The 553-nt window shown below is 41.6% G+C and carries 1 protein-coding gene; it reads left to right on the top strand.

The features are described 5' to 3' along the window. Positions 1-395 (top strand): hypothetical protein (locus R7Q09_RS27575; RefSeq protein ID WP_318144135.1); only part of this gene is annotated, 395 nt, incomplete at its 5' end. Positions 396-553 lie beyond the last annotated feature (158 nt).

Raw genomic sequence — 553 nt, 5'->3', positions numbered from 1 at the left:
AAATTCACGCCAGAAAGATTGAATCAATTTCAAAGCTATATGAAGCGTCAGTTCAAGCTTCTGATGCTACATCATATGTAGTAAGGATGCAGGGTGAGCTAGAAAAGGAAAGGGTGTTGAGCTTGGAATTAGACGTTAAGAAGTTCGCCGAACAATACAGACTTGCTAAGCTTTGGCTCTCTGATGATGTTTGCAATCTTGTAGACCAACTTCTTGACCAGCATTCAGCCTTTTATCAAGTTGTTAGAGGTTATCAGCTCAAGCAAAGTGGTTTAGGTAAAACACTCGATTCTAATATGCTTGATCTATGGACTCGTGCGGATAACGAACTTCCCTTGATCCAGTCGAAATTATGTGAGGCTTTCAAAGCGGAGTTGGCTAAGATTTCGCCATAACAAACGCTTCAAGAGGGACTATGGCATCATTTAAGACGAATTCCCAACGTTTGGGATTTTTATCAAAAAAATGGTAGTCATTATTGGTTATATGTTAAATGGCCCACTTTGATGCTCAAAACGCCGCTCAGAGCGCCCAGAACGCGCGTAGTGGCGAT

The organism is Vibrio sp. 2130-1, from assembly GCF_033339515.1.
Note: the sequence above shows the minus strand (reverse complement) of the source record. Positions and strands in the feature narration are given on the sequence as shown.